The sequence below is a fragment of the Thalassospira lucentensis genome (assembly GCF_001613805.1).
GTDB lineage: Bacteria > Pseudomonadota > Alphaproteobacteria > Rhodospirillales > Thalassospiraceae > Thalassospira > Thalassospira lucentensis_A.
The window spans coordinates 467,655-483,365 of record NZ_LPVY01000005.1 but is presented as its reverse complement, the minus strand read 5'-3'; the positions used below and the strand labels follow the sequence as shown (position 1 = coordinate 483,365).

Annotated in this window: 14 protein-coding genes; 7 read left to right on the top strand and 7 right to left on the bottom strand. The window is 54.6% G+C overall.

Annotated features, from left to right (window positions below; all coding sequences use genetic code 11):
* The first annotated feature begins 343 nt into the window (after window positions 1-343).
* Both AUP42_RS07535 and AUP42_RS07530 read left to right on the top strand, forming a co-directional pair.
* The gene (locus tag AUP42_RS07535) at window positions 344-949 is read left to right on the top strand and encodes a superoxide dismutase (protein WP_007088675.1); all 606 of its coding nucleotides are present in this window, start codon (window positions 344-346) and stop codon (window positions 947-949) included.
* A 119-nt stretch (window positions 950-1,068) separates the two neighbouring features.
* Window positions 1,069-1,902, top strand: a complete 834-nt coding sequence (locus AUP42_RS07530; protein WP_062950394.1) for a putative phage abortive infection protein — start codon at window positions 1,069-1,071, stop codon at window positions 1,900-1,902.
* A 40-nt stretch (window positions 1,903-1,942) separates the two neighbouring features.
* Here AUP42_RS07530 and AUP42_RS07525 read toward each other — a convergent pair whose 3' ends face one another.
* The 4 genes from AUP42_RS07525 to AUP42_RS07510 all read right to left on the bottom strand — a co-directional run bounded on the left by AUP42_RS07525 (window position 1,943) and on the right by AUP42_RS07510 (window position 7,209).
* Window positions 1,943-3,442, bottom strand: coding sequence for an aldehyde dehydrogenase family protein (locus tag AUP42_RS07525; RefSeq protein ID WP_156484576.1), 1,500 nt, complete (start codon window positions 3,440-3,442; stop codon window positions 1,943-1,945).
* Between the two features lie 34 nt (window positions 3,443-3,476).
* Window positions 3,477-4,820, bottom strand: coding sequence for an aspartate aminotransferase family protein (locus AUP42_RS07520; protein WP_082824694.1), 1,344 nt, complete (start codon window positions 4,818-4,820; stop codon window positions 3,477-3,479).
* Window positions 4,821-4,882: 62 nt separating this feature from the next.
* The gene (locus AUP42_RS07515) at window positions 4,883-6,070 is read right to left on the bottom strand and encodes an NAD(P)/FAD-dependent oxidoreductase (RefSeq protein WP_062950393.1); all 1,188 of its coding nucleotides are present in this window, start codon (window positions 6,068-6,070) and stop codon (window positions 4,883-4,885) included.
* A 77-nt stretch (window positions 6,071-6,147) separates the two neighbouring features.
* Window positions 6,148-7,209, bottom strand: a complete 1,062-nt coding sequence (locus AUP42_RS07510) for a DUF1338 domain-containing protein (RefSeq protein ID WP_062950392.1) — start codon at window positions 7,207-7,209, stop codon at window positions 6,148-6,150.
* Window positions 7,210-7,388: 179 nt separating this feature from the next.
* Here AUP42_RS07510 and gcvA point away from each other — a divergent pair, with 179 nt between their 5' ends.
* Both gcvA and AUP42_RS07500 read left to right on the top strand, forming a co-directional pair.
* Window positions 7,389-8,306: a transcriptional regulator GcvA gene (gcvA, locus tag AUP42_RS07505; protein ID WP_062950389.1), complete on the top strand. Its 918-nt coding sequence runs from the start codon at window positions 7,389-7,391 to the stop codon at window positions 8,304-8,306.
* Window positions 8,307-8,433: 127 nt separating this feature from the next.
* Window positions 8,434-10,149 (top strand): methyl-accepting chemotaxis protein, encoded by a 1,716-nt coding sequence (locus tag AUP42_RS07500; protein WP_062950386.1) that lies wholly within the window; start codon window positions 8,434-8,436, stop codon window positions 10,147-10,149.
* A 79-nt stretch (window positions 10,150-10,228) separates the two neighbouring features.
* Here AUP42_RS07500 and AUP42_RS07495 read toward each other — a convergent pair whose 3' ends face one another.
* The gene (locus AUP42_RS07495; RefSeq protein WP_062950383.1) at window positions 10,229-11,503 is read right to left on the bottom strand and encodes a CynX/NimT family MFS transporter; all 1,275 of its coding nucleotides are present in this window, start codon (window positions 11,501-11,503) and stop codon (window positions 10,229-10,231) included.
* 317 nt (window positions 11,504-11,820) lie between these two features.
* A complete protein-coding gene (locus tag AUP42_RS07490; protein ID WP_062950380.1) occupies window positions 11,821-12,726 on the bottom strand; it encodes a PhzF family phenazine biosynthesis protein in 906 nt (301 codons plus the stop codon).
* Between the two features lie 297 nt (window positions 12,727-13,023).
* Here AUP42_RS07490 and AUP42_RS07485 point away from each other — a divergent pair, with 297 nt between their 5' ends.
* The gene (locus AUP42_RS07485; RefSeq protein WP_082824692.1) at window positions 13,024-13,920 is read left to right on the top strand and encodes a LysR substrate-binding domain-containing protein; all 897 of its coding nucleotides are present in this window, start codon (window positions 13,024-13,026) and stop codon (window positions 13,918-13,920) included.
* A 24-nt stretch (window positions 13,921-13,944) separates the two neighbouring features.
* Here AUP42_RS07485 and AUP42_RS07480 read toward each other — a convergent pair whose 3' ends face one another.
* The gene (locus AUP42_RS07480; protein WP_062950376.1) at window positions 13,945-14,577 is read right to left on the bottom strand and encodes a LysE family translocator; all 633 of its coding nucleotides are present in this window, start codon (window positions 14,575-14,577) and stop codon (window positions 13,945-13,947) included.
* A 383-nt stretch (window positions 14,578-14,960) separates the two neighbouring features.
* Here AUP42_RS07480 and AUP42_RS21505 point away from each other — a divergent pair, with 383 nt between their 5' ends.
* Together AUP42_RS21505 and AUP42_RS07470 are read left to right on the top strand one after the other, a co-directional pair.
* On the top strand, window positions 14,961-15,110 hold the full coding sequence (locus AUP42_RS21505) for a glycine zipper domain-containing protein (RefSeq protein WP_170954113.1): 150 nt from the start codon (window positions 14,961-14,963) through the stop codon (window positions 15,108-15,110).
* Complete coding sequence (locus AUP42_RS07470; protein ID WP_062950374.1) at window positions 15,107-15,703, top strand: hypothetical protein; 597 nt, start codon at window positions 15,107-15,109, stop codon at window positions 15,701-15,703. Before AUP42_RS21505 ends, AUP42_RS07470 begins: the two co-directional genes overlap by 4 nt.
* Window positions 15,704-15,711 lie beyond the last annotated feature (8 nt).

Here is a 15,711-nt window from a genome sequence, read left to right as displayed (position 1 = left end):
ACTGGTCGGGGGATCATTCACCGATTTCAGAAAATTTCCCTATTCATGGAACGATGCGCAGGCTCGCTTGTTTAAGGGATATGCAGCGTAACTCAATTCGCAAAGCCCGTCTGGCCATTGCGTGCTGCTGCCTTTGACCTAGATAAAGGCCGAGGATTAGGACCACGAGGTTTTCCATCATGCCCGTTTCCGAACCCGCCAAAAGGCAATGATCATCCAGAGCAACAAGTTTTCCAACAGGTTGCACGGGATTTTCACTTTTACGGCAGGCGGTAATGGGGATATGTTGCATCAGCCCTGTGCTGACCGCACAAACCAATAACGAAAGTCGAGGATCTGTATCATGGCTCTTGAACTCCCTGCACTCCCCTATGCCTATGACGCGCTTGCACCGGTCATGTCGGCTGAAACCCTTGAGTTTCACCATGACAAACACCACAACGCCTATGTTGTGAACGGCAACAAGCTGCTCGAAGGTTCCGGCCTTGAAGGCAAGTCGCTCGAAGAAATCGTTGTTGCATCCTATGGCGATGCATCCAAAGCCGGCCTCTTCAACAACGCTGCCCAGCACTGGAACCATATCGAGTTCTGGCAGATGATGAAGAAAAATGGCGGCGGCAACATTCCGGGCGAACTGGAAAAGAAAATCGTTGAAGATTTCGGCTCCGTCGATGCCTTCAAGGAAGCCTTCATTCAGGCTGGTGTGACCCAGTTCGGTTCGGGCTGGTGCTGGCTGGCACTCGACAAATCCGGCAAGCTGGTCGTGACCAAAACCCCGAACGCGGAAAACCCGCTGGTTCACGGTCAGACCCCGCTGCTCGGTTGCGATGTGTGGGAACACTCCTACTACATCGATTACCGCAACGCGCGCCCGGACTATGTCAAAGCGTTCATCAACGACCTGGTTAACTGGGAATATGTTGCAGAGCGTTTCTCGAAGGCTGGCTAATCAGCCAAAGCTTGGAAACAGAATTAAAGAAAACGGTCCCTTCGGGGCCGTTTTTTTATTTAATTAAGCGGTACATCATGCAACCATTGAAAGCATGGAAACATGACGAGAAGCCACCTATGAGCGACAATGTAAAAGAAAATAACTGGCCTACAATTGCCTTTGTTATTTCTGTAATTGTTGCAGCATTAACTGGACTAGGATTGCTGTGGTTTGGCGTCAGAGATCCAGAACTTTTCAAGGGTCTGGGGCAATGGGGTGACTTTTTTGGCGGAACTCTAAATCCAATTTTCACCTTTGTGACTGTGCTTGGCTTGCTGCTAACTATCGCACTTCAACGTAAGGAGCTGTCACTAACGAGAAATGAACTCATACGGTCAGCTGATGCACTTGAGATTCAATCCGAGCAAATAAACGCACAAAAATTTGAAAACACTTTATTTCAAATGTTGTCCATGTTTAACGAAATTGTAGATTCGATAGAAATCGAACATGACAACGTAAAAAAGACTTTCAAAGGCCGTGATGCGATTGAATACATTTGTCAATTAATGGACAAAAAATACAAAGATTACATAATAACAGAATATAATATTATTGAAGATAGACCATATACAAAATCAGAAATTATAAATAATTTTTCTACATTTTTTATGAACGGATATTCTAATAAGATATCTCATTATTTTAGGTATTTATACAACATATTCAAATTCATCGACCAAAGTGATCATACAAGAAAACACCACTCCCGAATGGTGCGATCCCAATTGTCAAATCAAGAATTGAAGTTGCTATTTTACAATAGCTTTTCTGAACAAGGCAGAAAGTTCAAAACAATAGCCGAAAATCACGCGCTATTTGACAACCTTCCGGGGAACCAATTACTTGAGAAAGATCACAAGATTTACTTTTCTGAGAAAGCATTTGGAATTGAAAACGCCGCCGAATAATCAGCGGCGTTTCATTGTTAGAACCTGATCAGCAATAAAATCAGATATCGAATTTAATCCCCTGCGCCAGCGGCAGTTCGCGGGAATAGTTGATCGTGTTGGTCGCACGACGCATATAGCCTTTCCATGCGTCCGAACCCGATTCACGTCCGCCACCGGTTTCTTTTTCACCGCCAAACGCACCGCCGATTTCCGCACCCGACGGGCCGATATTGACGTTGGCGATCCCGCAATCCGAACCAACCGCCGACAGGAACAGTTCGGTTTCCCGCAGATCGGTCGAGAAGATGCAGGATGACAGGCCCTGGGGCACGCCGTTCTGAAGCGCAATGGCTTCTTCAAGCGTTTCATAGGTCATGACATACAGGATTGGCGCAAAGGTCTCGTTGCGTACGGTTTCGGTCTGCGACGGCATTTCAACAACCGCAGGGGTGACGTAATAGGCGTTCGGATACTGATCGGCCAGTGTACGTTCACCGCCATGCACTTTCCCGCCATCCTTTTTCGCATTGGCAAGGGCAGTTTGCATGTTGTTGAAGCTGTCTTCGTCAATCAGCGGGCCGACAAGCGTACCATCGGCAAGCGGATCGCCAATCTTTACCGATTTATAGGCAGCAACGATTTTCGGCAGCAATTCGTCTTTGACGTCCTTATGGACAATCACGCGACGCAGGGATGTGCAACGCTGGCCACAGGTGCCAACCGCCGAGAAGACCACCGCACGCACAGTCATATCAAGGTCGGCAGACGGGGTCACGATCATGGCATTGTTGCCACCCAGTTCCAGGATGGTACGGCCAAAACGTTCCGCCACACGCGGGGCAACTTCGCGGCCCATACGGGTCGAACCGGTTGCCGAAACAAGTGCCACATCATGGCTGTCGGTAAGGGCTTCGCCAATGCGACGATCGCCGATGACGACATGATGCAGGCCTTCCGGCGCATCACCAAATTTCGCCAATGCCTTTTCAAAGATTTTCTGGCAGGCAAGGGCGGTAAGCGGGGTTTTTTCCGACGGTTTCCAGATCACCGAGTTCCCGCAGACCAGTGCAAGCGCGGTATTCCAAGACCAGACGGCAACCGGGAAGTTAAACGCCGAAATGACGCCAACAACGCCCAGCGGATGCCAGTTTTCCATCATTTTATGGCCCGGACGTTCGGACGCGATGGTCAGACCGTAAAGCTGACGCGACAGGCCGACGGCAAAATCGCAGATATCGATCATTTCCTGAACTTCGCCAAGACCTTCCTGATAGATCTTGCCGCATTCAAGCGACACCAGACGTCCCAGCGGTTCCTTGACCGCGCGCAGTTCCTCGCCCAGAAGACGGGCCAGTTCACCACGGCGCGGGCCGGGCACCTGACGCCACTGGGCAAATGCCTTTTTCGAACGCGCAATGATGTCGTTCATTTCCGACGGATCGGTTTCGGCAACAGCCGCAATTTCAGAACCGTCAACCGGGGTCTGAACCTTAAGCGTACCATTGGAAATCTCGGCCTCGGACAGGCCCAGTTCGGTCAGAATGTTTTTGAAACTCACGGTTAAGCTCCCTTCTTTTTGAGTTTTACGGCGATCACGACCGGTCATCCGCATCCGACACCGCCGCCAGCTTTGGCAGCAACTTGCCGATGATGGCAAAAGCTTCATCGACCTGTTCGAACGGAATGGTCAGCGGGGCCAGAAGGCGCACCACATTGGCGTGTTCACCACTTGGCATCAACAATAGCCCGCTTGCACGGGCCAGTTGCAATAATGTTTGCAGACGTTTCGGCGACGGTGCCCCGTCATCTGCGATCAATTCGAAGGCGCGCATTGCGCCAATACCCCGCATCGCGCCAATCACATGCCCGCCGGGCAAATCACGCAACCAGGAAATATGGGTGGCATATTTTTCGCCAAGCTGCTTGGCACGGTTCAAAATGCCGTCTGTTTCCAGCACCTCGAACACACCGGTTGCCGCCGCACAGGCCACCGGATTGCCGGAATAGGTTCCGCCCAGACCACCGGGCAGCAGGGCATTCATTACATCCTCCGCCCCCGTGATCGCCGCCAGCGGGAAACCACCGCCAATGCCCTTGCCCATCACGAGGATGTCGGGGCAGACATTGGCATGCTCGATGGCGAACATCTTACCCGTCCGGCCAAAGCCCGACTGGATTTCATCAGCGATCAGAACCATGCCATTGGCATCGCAAAGACGGCGCAGTTCGGCAAGGAACGCCGCGTCGCACGCCCTGAAACCACCTTCGCCCTGCACGGGTTCGATCACCACGGCACCGATGCTTCCGGGGTCGACCGATACGGCAAACAATCTGGCAATTGCGTCCATTGCATCGGCCACCGATACACCGGTTTCACGGCAGGGATATGGCAAATGGTAAACCGGCCCCGGAAGCGGCCCAAGCCCGGTCTTGTAGGGTTTGGTTTTGCCCGTCAGCGCAAGGGTCGCAAGGGTTCGGCCATGAAACGCCCCTTCAAAGGCCAGAACACCCGTCCGGCCGGTAAAGGCGCGGGCGAGTTTGAGGGCATTTTCCATCGCCTCCGCCCCGGAATTGGTAAGCATCGATTTTGCCGGACCTTCAATCGGGCAGTTTTGCGCCAGCCAATCGGTTACCGCGACATAAGGTTCATGGGGCAACGCGTTAAAGCACGAATGGGTAAAACGTTCGCACTGCGCTGCCACACGGTCCATCACGACCGGATTGCGATGCCCGGTATTCAGCACCCCGATCCCGCCGATGAAATCGATATAACGATTGCCATCGATATCCCAGGCTTCGGCATTAAGCGCCCGATCCAGATAAATCGGGTGCAGAGTGCGAATACCATTTGAAACGCTGTGTTTCTGGCGTGCCGTGACAGTGGTGGCGTCCATCGCGGCATCTTGTGTCTGGTTGGTCATATCGTCACGGGGCATGTGGGGTTGCTCCGGCTTTCATCGTTAAGTTATTGATTTCGAATATTCGTTACGAAATCGATTTAAATCACGTTCAGTTCCAGAACCGGGGCATTGTCGCGGATGCGCTCATAGCCGAACACGGACATATCAAGGGTCTGGTAATGGCCTGCGACGATCAGTTCCGAAAGGCCACGGCCAACTGCCGGGCTTTGCTGCAATCCGTGGCCCGAAAAACCATTGGCAAAGAAGAAGTTCTTTACCTCGGGATGCGGACCGATGATCGCGTTCTGATCAAGCAGGTTATAGGAATAATGCCCGGCCCAGGCATTGACCATCTTGATCGCCTCAAACCGTTCGCAACGCTCGTAAAGTCCCGGCCAGATGATATCGTCAAACAGGCTGTAATCGACTTCGAAGTCCCAGCATTCCGGATCACGGTCCGCGGGCGGTGCAATGCCCGTAATGAAAAGATCGCCTTCGGGGCGGACATAAAGGCCACTTGGATCAATCAGCATCGGGCAGGCCGCGTTAATGTCGGCCGCATCACGGCAATCAAACACAAAGATGCACCGTTTGCGCGGCTCGACCGGGATTTCAAGCCCCGCCATGCGGGCAACTTTTGATCCACCGGTTCCCGCCGCGTTAATCAGCGCCCCGCAGCCAAACCGCCGTCCATCTTTCAGGACCACACCCGTGACCTGATCGCCATCGCGCAGAACCTCGACAACTTCGCCGTCGATATAATCGGCCCCCTGACGGCGGGCCTGTTTGCGGAAGGATTGCATCAGGGAATAGGCATCAAACCATCCCTCGCCGGTACGGCCCCAGCAGGCCGCCGCCAGATCGGATGTGCTCATCCACGGATATTTGGCCGCCAGTTCGTCGGGTTCCATCCAGACGATGTCGGCCCCCAGCTTGGTCTGGGTTGCGTGATTCTGACGCAGGATATCGCGCCCGGACTCGGTAGCCAGAACCAGATAGCCCTTTTCATGGAAGGAAATATCGACTTCGGGATCAAGATCACGTTTCAGGTTGCGCAGGAATTCAATGCCAAAACCCGACATTTCAATATTGATCGGGGTCGAAAACTGCTGACGGATCGAGGCCGCCGACAGGGTTGTCGAACAGAATTCATAATTCGGGTCTTTTTCAATGACCAGAACACGGCCCTTGAAATCATCCCGCCCGGTCAAAAACCATGCGGCGGAGCTTCCGATAACAGCCCCGCCCACAATGATGACATCATAATTTTCGTCCACTGATCCCATGATCGCCTGTCACCCGATAGAATGTTTTGAAACCGGAACGGTACAATCCGTTCCGGCATTCCGGCCTTTTTGCTTCCTTATGCCGCCTTGCTTCCGGCAGTCATCTTAAAGATGCCCTGTGCATTGCTGCTGTCAAATCGCAGATCAAGTTTTTGTTCACCGGTCGTCTCGTCACGCACGTGATCGCGGCTGATGAATTCATAGAAGGAACCGGGCACATCGCGGGTCACCAGATCGCCATTGGCATCACGCATCTGACGCAGGACACGGGTTGCCTTGAATGCGGTCTGACGCACCGATCCGGTGCTGGAAATCTCGACCTTTTCCTTCATCGGGCGACCTTTGGCGCGCTGTTCGCTGGCGACAGCCTCGATATCGTCAACCCGATCCGTTGCATGATTGAACGCATTGCCTTCGGTCGAAATCCACGCCATTTCGGCCGACTCTGCCAAAAGGACCTCATAATCGGCCTCGGCTACCGGGCCGTGCTGCGCGCCGAAACATTTGACCAGAACCGGCAGAAGCTTGGTGGCATCGGCAAAACCGATATTGCCGTTATCGGCCAACTGATCCAGCAGGACCTTGGCACCGGGCGACAGCGGATCAACCGATTTGCCAACCGTATTGGCAACCGCCTGCTGGAAGGCCGGGCTGAATTCTTCGACATGAAGTTCGGACACAAAGAACTGCGCAATCAGTTCAGGTTCATCAGCATGGCAAAACGCCCGACCCGTCATTTTCAAACGCGACAGCGGGTAAAGACCGGCAACATCGAACCCAAGCGGCGCAAGGATGCGCGCCATGGCAACATGACCGCGCGGCAATTCGCCGGTTGCCGGGCCATCGACGGTACGAATGGCACCATGATCGAAAATGATCGGCTCGCCCGCGGCCAGTTTATCCTCGGAATAGGCTTTGCCTTCGGGAACGGCTTCCAAAAGACCATCAAACAGGATCATGTTAAGCGCCTGCGCCATCGTCAGGCGGCTGACTTTTCCGACCTCATTCGCAGGATCGGCCAGAAGCCGATCATGAACATCAATCATGCGAAACAGATAATCGGCCTTCTCCGCACCAAGAACAGCCTTGAGAACGGCACCAAGCTGGCTGTCTAGCGGGGATTTAACTGGCTGGGGCATTTCTGCCTCTCCTTCCGTAATATTATCAATTACCCGATCAATTTTACTGTCCGGAAGGATCATGTGGTGGCACGAGGGGTTCCGAACCATTGAAATGCTAAGACTTGGCAGGAATTCTCACAAACGATATATTCGCACCATATCATTCCATTTGGTAATGAACTTGGGGATCAAAACACATGCGTCGCGTCCTGCCGTCCCTCACAGCCCTGCAATTTTTCGAAAGCTCTGCCCGGCATCTCAGCTTTACCCGTGCGGCCGAGGAACTGAACGTGACGCAAAGTGCTATCAGCCGACAAATCCGCGCACTGGAGGAATATCTGGGCCGGGATCTTTTTCGTCGGGTGAAGAAACGCCTGAAACTGACGGCGGCGGGCGAAGCCTATGCCGCACAGGTGCGCGATCTTCTGGATCGCGCAGAAGCCGCAACCTTGCAGGTCATGGCCTATTCCGATGCGGGCGGGATGCTGAATGTCGGGACATTGCCGACCTTTGGCGCGCGCTGGCTGGTGCCGCGACTGGGGGATTTCAAAACCACGTGGCCGGATATCCAGCTTAACCTGATCACCCAGACCCGCGAATTCAATTTCACCCGCGAAGGCATCGATATCGCCATCCATTTTGGCGAAGACAACATGCCCGGCTGCGTGTTTCACCGCCTGATGGGCGAAACCCTGATTGCGGTCTGCGCGCCCAAAATCCTTAAGGAAAATGATGACCTGCCGATTGCGCGTGAACGGGTCCGCAATTGCACCCTGTTGCAACATTCCACCCGTCCGCGCGCGTGGCAGGACTGGCTGGCCGCAACCGGCGTTGCGGTTGTCGATGAACTTGCCGGTCCCAGGTTCGAACATTTCCACATGGTGATCCAGGCCGCCGTCGCCGGATTGGGGCTGGCCCTTCTGCCGGAATTTCTGGTGCGCGAAGAACTTGATAACGGGCGGCTTGTCGCCCCCTTTGACGTATCGATCCCCAACCGGCATGCCTATTACGTTGTTTATCCCGAAGAAAAGGAAAACAATTTTGCGGTTCGGGCGTTCCGTGACTGGATCATTGCAACCTGTCGAACGGAATCAGCCCAGTCAAACGCTGCATGACATCTTACAACGGATATATCCCGACAACGAATTTCATTGCCGATTGAATTCACCAACCCTAAAGTTCCCACCCATATGTATAAGAACCGCCATCCGCGCGGTCAGATCGGGGTAAGGGGAATTGGTTGTGTCGCAACTGGAAAATCGTCTGGATATTTATAATGTGCTGCCCGGAACGTTTGGCACCTTGCGCAAGGCATCCGGACTGATCCACGATCAATCGGCCAAACGCGCCGAAGGCTTTTACAAAACCATCAGCCAAAGTGACGACCTGAAAGCCACCCCGCTTTCGGAGGCGACCATCGCGTCCCTGACGAAATCATTACAAAATCACTGGAAAAACCTGTTTGACGGCAAGATTGACGAGGCTTTCGTCATCCAGGCCAGCCAGATCGGCCAGGCCCACGAAACCCACGGCATTACCCCCAAACTTTACGTCGCGACCTATAATGCGATCACCGATGCCCTGATCGAGGCGATCATTACCCGCCATCGATGGAATGCCGGTCAGGCGGCAAGCATTGTCACTTCGCTGACATCGGTCATGCTGCTCGATATCGAACTGACCTTGACCGCCTATTGCGATGCCAGTGCCGTCAAACGCCATAACGCATCGGAAAACGCCTTTGCCGATCAGCAGCTTGATCGCACGATGGATCTGTCCGTTGCGATCAACCAAAGTGCCGTATCCAATGCCCGCATGATGAATGTCATCGAGGATGTCGACCGCAAGGCACAATCGATTTCGGCCGCCATTGATCAAATGGTTTCAGGCATCAGCCACATTGCCGAAAATGGCCGCGCTGCTGCCGATAACGCGACCGATGCCATCACCGCCACCCGCAATGGCCAGCAAACCGTCAAGGACGCCGTTGGTAGCATGGATGACATTGCACATGCGGTGTCGGACGCATCTGGCCGGGTCGATGCCCTGGCCGAGGCATCAGAAAAAATCGGCGAGATTGTCGCATCCATCGAAGCAATTGCCGCCGAAACCAACCTTCTGGCGCTCAACGCCACAATCGAGGCCGCCCGCGCGGGCGAAGCCGGCAAGGGATTTGCCGTCGTCGCAGGCGAGGTCAAGGCCCTTAGCCAGCAGACCGCACGCGCGACCGAGGAAATCCGCAGCCGCATTGTCAATCTGCAGGGCGAAACACAGGGGATTGTCGATGCCATGGCGCGCGGCAATGATGCCGTTTCACGCGGGCAGAATGTGATGAATGATGTTGCCCGCGAAATGGGTGACATCGGCACCAAGATGGAAGACACGACGCGTCGTATCGCCGATATTTCAACCATCCTTGATGAACAGAACAGGGCAACCGATGCCGTCCGCGATGGCATTACCGGCATCGCCGGACAAACCGGCGGGCAGGTTGCGGCCATCCGGTCGGCCATCGGTGTTATCGGTCAGGTCGAAGGCCTGATCGAAACGCAGGTTTCCGAACTGGTTCAGTATGAAATTCCAAACCGGACCATACGAAGTGCCCGCGCCGAACATGCCGTTTTCTTCAAATCCGTTGCCGAACTTCTGGCCGGACTGGGCAGCAGTGCCGATATCCACATGGGCGATGCCAAAGCCTGCCGGTTTGGCAAATGGTATGACAGCCCGGCATCAAAGCCATTCCGCCATCTGCCGTCTTTTGACGCGATCCGGGCACCGCATCTGGCACAACACGAAGCCGGTCAGGCGGCGATCACGGCCTTCAGGAACCGCGATATTGTGGCTGCGGAAACGGCCTTCGCCCGCATGGAAACCGCAACCCACGAAGTCCTTCAGAAACTCGATCAACTGGCAAACGAAGCGCGCAATATCACCCCGCTTGCCGAAGCCGCCGAATAAACTCATCACCCGCACAAAAGAAAGCCCGGACGGTTTGACGTCCGGGCAATCAACTCTGATGAAGGCGATACGTGAAACGTTATCCGCCGATCTTTTCGGCCGATCCCGCACGCAGCGCTGCAATCATCTGAATGCACACAATCGCAAACAGGAAGGACAGGGCCGCCTCCCAATTGCCAAGCAGATCATGCAGGGCACCAAACAGAACTGGGCCGATAGCCGCCAGCAAATAGCCGATCGACTGGCACATCCCCGATAACCGTGCCGAGGTCTGCGGGTCCGCACCGCGAATACCCACCAGCGTCAATGCGATGCTGATCATCGCACCCTGCCCAAGCCCCATGCAGAACGCCCAAAGATAGGGAAGCTCGGTCGTGGCAAAAACAAACCCCGGAATGCCGACCATCAGCGGAACATGCAAAATGACCATCGCCAGTTTCTTGTTGGCGATTTTTGAATAGATCAGGGGGGCGGCAAACGCGGCCGGAATGCCAAACACGTTAAAAATCGTCAGAAGGGTTGCGGCCTCACCCTCTGAAATGCCGCTATCGATGAAGACCTTCGCGACCCAGGCCGTACCGGTATAAAACATCAGCGACTGGCACCCGAAAAACAGCGCAAGCCACCATGCTTCGACATTTTTCCAAAGCGAAACCTGTGTGACAGAAACGGGTGCCGGCCCCTTGTGGCGATAGCGCAACATTGGCAGCCACAACAGGAAGGCAAGGGCTGCAAACACCGCCCAGATCCCCAATGAATACCGCCAATCACCATCCGCCGCATTTCGTATCGGAATTGCAACAAATGCCGCAACAGTCGCACCGGTCGACATGGTAAAGGTGTAAAGCGCTGTAATCAGGGCAACACGGGTCGGGAAACTGCGCCGCACCAGCGACGGTGTCAGCACATTCAAAACGGCAATCGCCGATCCAAGAATGATCGTGCCGACAATCATGATGCCATAGCTGCCCGTTGCGCGAAGCCCCTGACCAACGGCGATAAACAGCAACATGGTCAGAAGCGTTGCCTCCAACCCGAACCGCTGCCCAAGACGTGGCGCAAATATCGATAGCACGCCAAAACTAAGAACCGGGATGGTCGTCAGCAGGCCAAGCTGCACGCCCGAAAGCTGCAGATCAACGCCAACAATCTCGGCAAGCGGCCCCATGGCAACAATGCTGCCACGCATGTTGGCTGCCAGCAGCAGCAACGCCAGCAAAAAGCCGATATGCGGACCAAGGTAACGAAATCCGCGTGACGCAGGATCGGCGGATCGAATGTCTTCATTCTGCTGCGTTGGGGACACAGCAGACAAGGTTTCAGACGGTGCAACACCGTCCTGATTTTGGGTCATCGGAATACTCCGGCAAGGGTGGTGGCGGGGAAAGCCTGAGTATCACGGGCCCGAAAGCCCGAAATTGCATGAACGAACGGCAAAACAACGAAGCAGTACGAGAACCTGTCTGATTTTGTCCGCGACATGGGGACATAATATATGTGTCACCCGTGGCACTTTTGGCAGATTTTCGAACGTTTCCAGAATTTTGCTTTGTTTGGCCGCATGCTAGCCGCAGAAACCGGGTCGCTCAACGCAAATCCGACAATTCGGGATTACCGGCAAGGCAAAGCAAGCCCTCCCCGCCGGTCACCCTTGTAAAAACGAAGCCGCCCTTACACAAATAATTCCCCGGATGCCGCAAGCACCGCACCACCAGACAATCTGATGAAATCACCATCCAGCTCGATGCGAATCACACTGGGCCGGTCCATTTCAACGCCCTGTATGATTCTGACCGGTGCGTTCGCATCCGCATAACCGTACTTCACCAGTTGCCAGGCCAGCGGCCCCGCGGCACTGCCCGTTGCCGGGTCCTCGACAATACCGGCAGTCGGATTGAAGAAACGCGCATGCGCGGTCATGCTTCTGTCTTCCGGATCAAGCGAGAACAGATAAATCCCCTCCGCCCCAACCGTTGTCAGAATATCGCGCAGACGGCGCACATCGGGCTCCACATTGGCAATGACAGATCGGCTACGCATCGGGACCAAAAGATGCGCCGTGCCGGTGTAAACCGTTTGCACCGGTACATTGCCAATACCAATGTCGTCACGCAAAACACCAAGCCCCAAGGCAAGCGCATCCAGATCAGAAAGAACCGCCCGGCCTTCCGCCGGCGCCTGATCCATGGTCACGGTAATCCCGTCTTTTCCTTTCAGGACTTCAACAGGCAGATCACGGCCACCGATTTCCTGGGTAAATTCCCTCTGACCGGCGGGTAACAAACCAAGATGACCAAGCAGCCACCATGCCCCCAAAGCATTATGACCGGTTCCACCAACCTCGACCCCGGCACCGGTAAAGGAGCGAAGTTTCCAATCCGCACCACCGGCAGTTTCCGGACGCATCAGGAAGGTCGTTTCAGACAAATTGAACTCGCGCGATATCGCCTGCATCACGGTGGTCGATAAATCATCCGCATCCATCACCACCGCAAGCGGATTGCCGCCAAGCACCGATGACGCAAAAACATCAACGATATGATACGGATGGGTTTTCGTCGTTTTCGCGATGCTCATTATGTTCTCCTGTATTTTGAAAATGACAGTAGCCCGTAAAAACACCGCACGGGCGCAATGGCAGATCGTCGAGCATCCGGGGCGTGAAACCCGCCAAGGGATCAGGCTCACCCGGTGGCGCAAAGAACATCTGAAAAAGACCGCACAGGAAATCCTTCATTTCACCTTCCACCTTTAGATGAACTAAATCTTCTGCTCTGCCGATCCAAGACTGATAGGCATTGCGTGATTGACATTCCAACAGATCGCGTGAATGGTTCAATTCATGTATTTTGAAATGGTTTTAGATTTTCTAAAATGAAGCGAACGCCACTTCCCCCGTTAAACAGCCTGCGCGCCGCCGAGGCGATTGGCCGAAACGGAACACTTTTGCGCACGGCCGACGAACTCAACGTCACGCCAGGTGCAGTTAGCCAGCAGCTTAAAACGCTTGAACAATTTCTGGGGCTGGAGCTTTTTGCCCGAACAGACAAGGGCATGATCCCGACCGAAGCAGGTCAACGCTTGCTGCCGGGATTAAGCGATGCATTTACCCGCATCCGCGACAGCATTGCCGCAGCAACGCGGCAGGACGAAAACGTCCTGACCGTGACAACCGGGGTGATTTTTGCCGGAAAATGGCTGGTGCCGCGTCTTGGCCGGTTCCGCGACCGCCATCCGGAAATTGATATCCGGATTTCAACCGACAATCGGCTGACATCGTTTGATCGTGACGATGTTGACATCGGGGTACGGTTCGGTCGCGGTGGCTGGGAAGGATTGCGGGCGTACAAGCTTCTTGAACAGCAGATGCTGCCGGTTTGCGCCCCGTCACTCAAGGACCGCTTTCGCGAGCCGGCCGACATCGCGCGCGGGCCCCGCATTGTCGACCGCCTCAGTTTTTTCGCCTGGCAGGACTGGCTCAATGCCGCCGGAACGGATGAACCGCTTTCGGGGCAGGAAATCACATTTTCCGACGGATATCTCGCACTTGAGGCTGCAATGGCCGGACATGGTGCAATGCTTGGCTGGCCCGTCATCATTCAGGACGCATTGCGCAATGGCGATCTGATTGAACCGTTCAAAATCTGCGCCCCGACGCCCTATGCCTACTGGCTCGTGTCATCGGAATCCCGCTGGAACCGCCCGACGGTGCGGGCGTTCCGGAACTGGATCATCGAAGAAGTAAAAAGCTTTGCGTCGCAGACCGGCTAACCGGGTGATCAAAAACGCGTTTGGTCAAACCGGCAAAATGCCAATGATGACCCGCATCGCAATCACGACAAACAATATCGCGATGATGCGTTCGATCCACATCGAATGTGCGCGCAGCCATGGCAAAACCGCGCCATGCGACAAGCCAACAGCAACAAGGCAGTACCAGGCCGCATCAATACCCGCGGCAGTAAAAGCCAGCAGGAATTTACCCCCCCATTCGAATTCCGGGGATACGAACTGACTGAACAGGGCAAGGAAGAACAACGCAATCTTTGGGTTCAGAAACGCAATCATGAAACCGTCACGCGCCGCCTGCGTCATTGTTTCGGCAACCTGCCCGCCCTGCTCGGACTCGAACCGCGCACCCGATCCTGCCGCACGCCATGCCCTGATCGCCAGATAGATCAGATAAAGCGCGCCAAGAACGCTGACGATATTGCGAAATGCCGGAACCGTCTGGAAAAGTATGCCAAGGCCGGTCATGGTGATGACGGCATAAAAGCCGACCCCAAGGCCATGCGCCACCGCGCAGGCAAACCCAGCCTGACGGGACTGCCCGACGGAATAACGTAAAACAACCGCAAGGCTGGGACCGGGCGTCATCGCACCCAGAATGCAGATTGTCGCAACGGACAACCACGCGGCAAATGTCATGACGTTTCCCTTGGTATCTTGGCGTTTTTGTTATCGCGCTCGTGATCGCGCCAACAAGCTATCGGGATGTTTGAACCGTTTCAACGCAAATGATGTTCTGGAATTTGATTGATCGACCCCGGAAACACGTTCTGAATCAAGGCACTCCCGGATGCCTTTTTGTTACCTTATCTGCCGCATTCTTCCCTTAAAGCCGCCAAACCCCTTCCTTATTGCCCGATCAGACTGCTTTCATCGGTGGTTTATCCATTTCCCGGAATGCCGCCGCGACAAAACAAAATGGGAAGGACATGAGAGAGATGCGACACACAGCCATTATATTGGCCGTTGCGAGCACATTGGGATTATCGGCCTGCAGCGGTTTGGGTGACAGGGATCAGAAAATGCTGAGCGGCGCCGCCATCGGCGCGGGCGTTGGCGTTGTTGGTACAGCCGTCACGGGCGGATGTATTTCCTGCGGCGCAGTAATCGGCGGGCTGGTCGGTACAGGTGCCGGTTACATCCTTCATGAAAATGAGGAGCGCCGGAAATGACACATTCAAAATGGACAAGGCACGTTATGGCGATTGCCATTTCGGTTGGAATTGCCGCACCTGTCGCAATTCCGGCGACCGCCTTTGCAGATCCGCCGTCCTGGGCACCTGCACACGGTTACCGGGCGAAACAACACCACAAGAATTATGACCGTGGTTATCGATCCGACATGTTTGTTTCGGATGGCAATTTCCTGCGATGCAACCGCGATGTGATTGGCGCACTGATCGGCGGCGGCGCAGGAACGGCTATCGGATCGACAATTGGTAAAGGCAGCGGTCGTGATGCCGCGATGATTGGCGGTGCGATCCTTGGTCTTCTGGGTGGATACTCGGTCGGGCAAAGCCTTGATCAGGCAGATGCCGCCTGTACGGGGTATGCCCTTCAACAAATTCCCGATGGACAGACGGCGCGCTGGATCAACCCGGAGTCGCAACGCGAGTTCGATATGACACCAACCCGAACCTGGCAAAATACGGCTGGCCGCTATTGCCGGGAATATACGGCAACAACGGTCATCGGCGGAAAGCAGCAGCAAAGCTATGGTACGGCCTGCATGCAACCTGACGGAAGCTGGCAGATCGTTTCCTGATACTGCCC